Origin of the sequence: Enterorhabdus sp. P55 (genome assembly GCF_009911695.1) — a bacterium.
GTDB lineage: Bacteria > Actinomycetota > Coriobacteriia > Coriobacteriales > Eggerthellaceae > Enterorhabdus.
The window spans coordinates 1-4,685 of sequence record NZ_QWKK01000140.1 but is presented as its reverse complement, the minus strand read 5'-3'; the positions used below and the strand labels follow the sequence as shown (position 1 = coordinate 4,685).

Here is a 4,685-nt window from a genome sequence, read left to right as displayed (position 1 = left end):
GGGGGGGGGCAGCAGCCGGAGGCTGCCGGCGCCACGGTGCGCACGGAGGGCAGAGGCCAAAACGGCGGCGGCGCAAAAAAACGCCCCCTAGGGGCGCAGTGCTCGATGATGGAGGAATGGCCGCCCGCAGGGCGCTGCCGGGTCTTGGCAAGCCGGGTCGGGAACCCGAAGACCGGTGGTATATCCGGATGCGCGGGTGGTCGTCGGAACTAACGGGCGGCAATTTCCCATCCAACGGGCCGCAGACCGGGTACCTCTTCGAAGCGGGTGGCAGCCCTCTTCTTAGACAGCGCCGGGGCGTGAGTAATGCAGGTAAAAAATACTACAAGCGCAGTGTGGAGCCTTGCGGCCCTAAAGTAAAGTCAAAAACCGTAAATACCTGGAATATGTGCGATTTTCTCAGGTTTTCCTACATATAGCCGGCCACACGCGAGTCGTCGATGAAGTCCATGAAGCGCGTGTACTCCGGGTTGAACGCCAGGTCGATGTCGCGGGTGGCGCCGTTACGGTGCTTGGCCACGATGAGCTGGGCCTGCCCCAGGTCGGGCCGGTCCTCGCTCTCGGCCTCCATCTCGTCCATGGAGCGGTCGATGAACATGACGATGTCGGCGTCCTGCTCGATGGAGCCCGACTCGCGCAGGTCGGAGAGCATCGGGCGCTTCTTACCGCGCATCTCCACCGCACGTGACAGCTGCGACAGCGCGATGACCGGCATGTCCATCTCCTTGCCGAGGATCTTGAGGCCTCGGGAGATCTCGCCGACCTCGACGGCGCGGTTGCCGTCGCGGCGCGACTGCGGCGGCTGCATCAGCTGGAGGTAGTCGACGATGATGAGGCCCTTGCCCTGGCCGGAGGCGTGGCGCAGCTCGCGGCGCGCCTTGGCGCGGGCCTCCAGGATGGAGAGGCCGGGCGAGTCGTCGATGTAGATCTCCAGCTTGGAAAGGGTGTTGGACGCGTCGGCGATGGCGCCCCAGTCGCCCTCGGCGATCTGGCCGCTGCGGATCTTGGACAGGTTGACGCGGGCCTCGGCGCACAGGATACGCTGCACCAGCTGGCCCGCGCTCATCTCGAGCGAGAAGAAGGCCACCGCCGCGCCGGACTTCGCCGCGTTCACGGCCAGGTTGAGCGCGAAGGAGGTCTTGCCCACGCCGGGGCGGGCGGCCAAGATGACCAGGTCGCCGCCGCGGAAGCCGTGGAACAGGTCGTCCACGTCCCTGAAGCCGGTGGGCACGCCAGCCATCGAGGTCTTCTGCTCGGCTAGCTTCGTGATCTCCTCGAAGGCGTCGGTGATGAGCGTGTCCATCTTGACGAAGCTTGAGGAGACGCGCTTCTCCGTGACGTTGAACAGGGTCTTCTCCGCCTCCTCGACTACTTCGTTCAGGTCGTCGGGGGCGTCGTAGGCCAGCGCGTTGATGTCGGCGGCCGCGTAGACCAGCTCGCGCAGGATGGCGTTGCGCTTGACGATGTCGACGTGGCGCTGCCAGTTGGTGAGCGCGAAGGTGTTGTCCGCCAGCTCCACCAGGTAGGCCTTGCCGCCCACGGCCTCCAGCTGGCCCTTGGCCTGGAGCGTGTCGGCCAGCGCGATGGGATCCACGGGGATGCGGCGCACCGTCAGGTCGTAGACGGCCTCGAAGATGATGCGATGGGCCGGGCGGAAGAAGTTTTCCGGCTTGAGGCGCAGGATGATCTCCTCCACCGCCTCGCCGTTGAGCAGGCACGCCGACAGAACCGACTGCTCGGCCTCGATGTTCTGCGGCAGCGACGCGCGCTTGGCCGGGTCGAGGGTATCGGCGGTGGTGTGGGAGTTCTGCAGCGGTCCGGGCATGGCAATCCTTCGGGTCAGCGGGCAACCTCCCTATGGTACTCCAAGCAGGCCCCGGCGAGCGCCCGCGCCGCGCGTCCCCATCAAAAGAAAGCGGGCGGCCGCATTCACGCGACCGCCCGCTCGGGAAGGCTAGGCTTCCTCTTCCTCCCTGCGGCGCCCGAAGAGCAGCGCCAGGAAGATGAGGGCCACCGAAACCCCTGCCGCCGTGAGCACCAGGTGGATCCAGCTCACGTCGTCGCCCGTCTGGGGAAGTCCCAGCAGCACTGGGTGCTTGGGGTCGCGCGGCAGCCGGTCGGGCGTCAGCGGATTGCGCGGGTCATCGGGACTCGGCGGATTATCGGGATCCTCCGGCTCCTCCGGGTCGATGGGCGTGTGAAGGCCCAGGTCAACCGGATTACCCGTGCCGTCCTCATGCCGCGCCCAGCTGGCTGGCGCGAAGGTCGCGTAGGTCAGGCCGTAGGCGTTGGGGCCCGAGGCCTTGCGGCCCAGCGGCGCCAGCACGTCGGTGACGCCCTCGTGCTCCGGCACGCGCTGGCCCACCAGGTTCAGGTGCGCCCACTCGTTGTCGAGGGCGTCGCTGTCGCCGGCGTTCAGCGGCACGTACTCGGTGCCGTCAGGCTTGTCCATGCGCAGGCGGTACTGGTAGGGCTTGCCCTGGGCGTCCACCACCGGCACGACGAAGCGATAGCAGCCGTCCTCGTCGGTGACCGTCTGGCCGGCCTTCTCCCACGTGCCCTCCGAGAGGATGCCGTCGAACTCGACGCGCTCGTTCGGGTCGATGACCTCCTCCGGATCGTCGTCGGCGTCGTTCTTGTCGGAGGCGCCGGCGTCGTCCTTGCCGCCCGCAGAGCCCCCGGCCGCCAGACGCGCGCGAACCATGGCCAGCAGGGGCTCGTCCATCACCAGGCGGCCATCCTCGGCGGCAGCCGCGTCGGGGAAGCCGGGCTCGTCGCCCTCGGCGTCCGGCGCGTCGGGGCCATCCGGGCCGTCATCCGGGCCGGGCTCCGGATCGGCCGGGCCGTCGGGCCCGCCCGGCTCCTCGGGCTTGTTCGGCTCATCCGGATCGGTCGGGCCGTCGGGGCCCTCGGCCGGGCCGAGGTCGAACCACTCGATGGTGCGCGGGGCCTTCTCCAGCGGCTCGCCGCTCAGATCGAGATGGCTGCCCTTCACGCCATCGGTGGTGCGGCTGTGCCAGCCGTCGGCCACCGCGTCGGTCAGCGACGTGGAGCGCCGCTCGAGCGTGACGACCATGCCGGGGTACTTCACGTCGGAGAGGTCCTCCAGCTGGATGCCGTCCTTGTCGGCGTCCTCCCACACCCAGCCGCTGATGAGGGCCGAAGAGAAGGGCGCGACGCCGGCGTCGTTATGCTCGCTCTCCTCCACCGTGGCCGTCGACCACTTGGCGCCCTGCGGGCCCTCGATGAGCACCTCGGCCGCCTCGCCCGGCTGCTCGCGCACGGCCAGCAGGATCAGGCCGTCCACCGGCTCGTCGGGGATGAGGCGCGTGGTGGCGTCATCGAGGTCGGAGTCGACCGTCGCGTCGCCGCCCCGGTCACGCGGGGTGGCGTCGTAGCCCGCCGGCAGCTCCACCAGGTTCACGCGGTAGCCGTAGACCACCTGGATCTCCTCGCCGCCGACCACCTGGAGGCCCGTGGCCGGCAGGTCGTCGAAGCGGTAGGTGCCGTCGGCCTCAACCACGCGCTCGCGGTCGGGGTAGGCGTCCTCGCCCTCGCCGTTGAACGCGCGGTCGTAAACCCACAGCGGCTCGGGCCCGAAGGCCTCCTCCTCGTCGGCGCCATCGCCAGCGGCCGGGCCGTCGGCACCGTCGCCGTCACCGGCGCCCGGGCCGGCATCCGGATCGTCGTCGCCCGTGCCACCGGACGTGCCGGCATCGCCCGCGCCACCGGACGTGCCGGCATCGCCCGTGCCGCCGTCACCGGCATCCGGGCCGGCATCCGCATCCGCGTCCCGCGTCGTGGGGCCGCCGGGCGCGCCGGCATCGGGGTCTCCCCCATCGGGCGTCCCGGCGTCAGGCGCCTCCGAGGTCACGCCCTCCGGCTTGTACCAGTAGCGGGTCAGGCGCACGACGGCCTGGCCGGCATGGCCGCGCTCGCCCGTCTGGCGGATGCCGTCGTGGTTGAGGTCGTCCCACACGATGCCGGAGACGTGGGTGGTCGAGACCTCCTTCACGCCGGCATCGCCGCCGCGCTGGGTTGCCAGCGCCTTGGGGGTGTCGTAGGTGACGCTCTTGTAGGCGTCCTCGTACTGATGGCCGTCGCCAGCCGCGGCCTCCACGCTCGTCAGCACGTAGCCGTCCTTGCGCGCCAGCTTAGCCGCGCCGTCCAGGAAGTGCTCGGCCAGCACGAGACGGCCGCCCTCGTCGCGGGTAAGGTCGGAGTCGTAGCGCTGGTCGTCCGCGCCTGCCTTGGGCACGTCGTAGCGGCTGGGCGCGAACCCGGGCTTCAGCTCGCCCAGGGACACCCGGTACGCCACGAGGCACACGTCGTCAGCGGCGCCGCGCTCCTCATGGGCAACCGGATTGCCCGCGGCATCCAGCTGGAGGTAGCTCGGCAGCCCCTCGAAGGCGTAGATGCCCTGGGCGTCGGTGGTGGACGCCTTGGCCCCCAGGGGCGCCGGCGTCACCGACGGCTGGGGCGTGGTCGTGCCGTTGGGAACGTAGCCCACCGAGGAGCCCGCGCCCTCCGGCAGCGTGACGACCGTCACCGGCGCCAGCGGCGGCCCCGGCGGCACGGCCTCGCCGCTGCCGTCGCCGTCGCCCGAGCCGTCACCCGAGCCGTCGCCCGAGCCGTCCGCGTCACCGGCGCCGGCATCGCCGTCGCCAGCGCCATCCGCACCCGCG

At 70.5% G+C, this 4,685-nt stretch carries 2 protein-coding genes; both read right to left on the bottom strand.

Going from position 1 to position 4,685, the window contains the following annotated elements; genetic code table 11:
* Window positions 1-409 precede the first annotated feature (409 nt).
* Window positions 410-1,825 carry a replicative DNA helicase gene (gene dnaB, locus D1643_RS09830; RefSeq protein ID WP_160710453.1) on the bottom strand — a complete coding sequence of 472 codons (1,416 nt, stop codon included), beginning with the start codon at window positions 1,823-1,825 and terminating at the stop codon, window positions 410-412.
* A 129-nt stretch (window positions 1,826-1,954) separates the two neighbouring features.
* On the bottom strand, window positions 1,955-4,685 hold a 2,731-nt coding region (locus D1643_RS09825), incomplete at its 5' end, for a hypothetical protein (protein ID WP_201751081.1).

Excerpts from the sequence above, each read along its gene's own strand:
- dnaB (WP_160710453.1), bottom strand. The coding sequence starts at position 1,825 with ATGCCCGGACCGCTGCAGAACTCCCACACCACCGCCGATACCCTCGAC.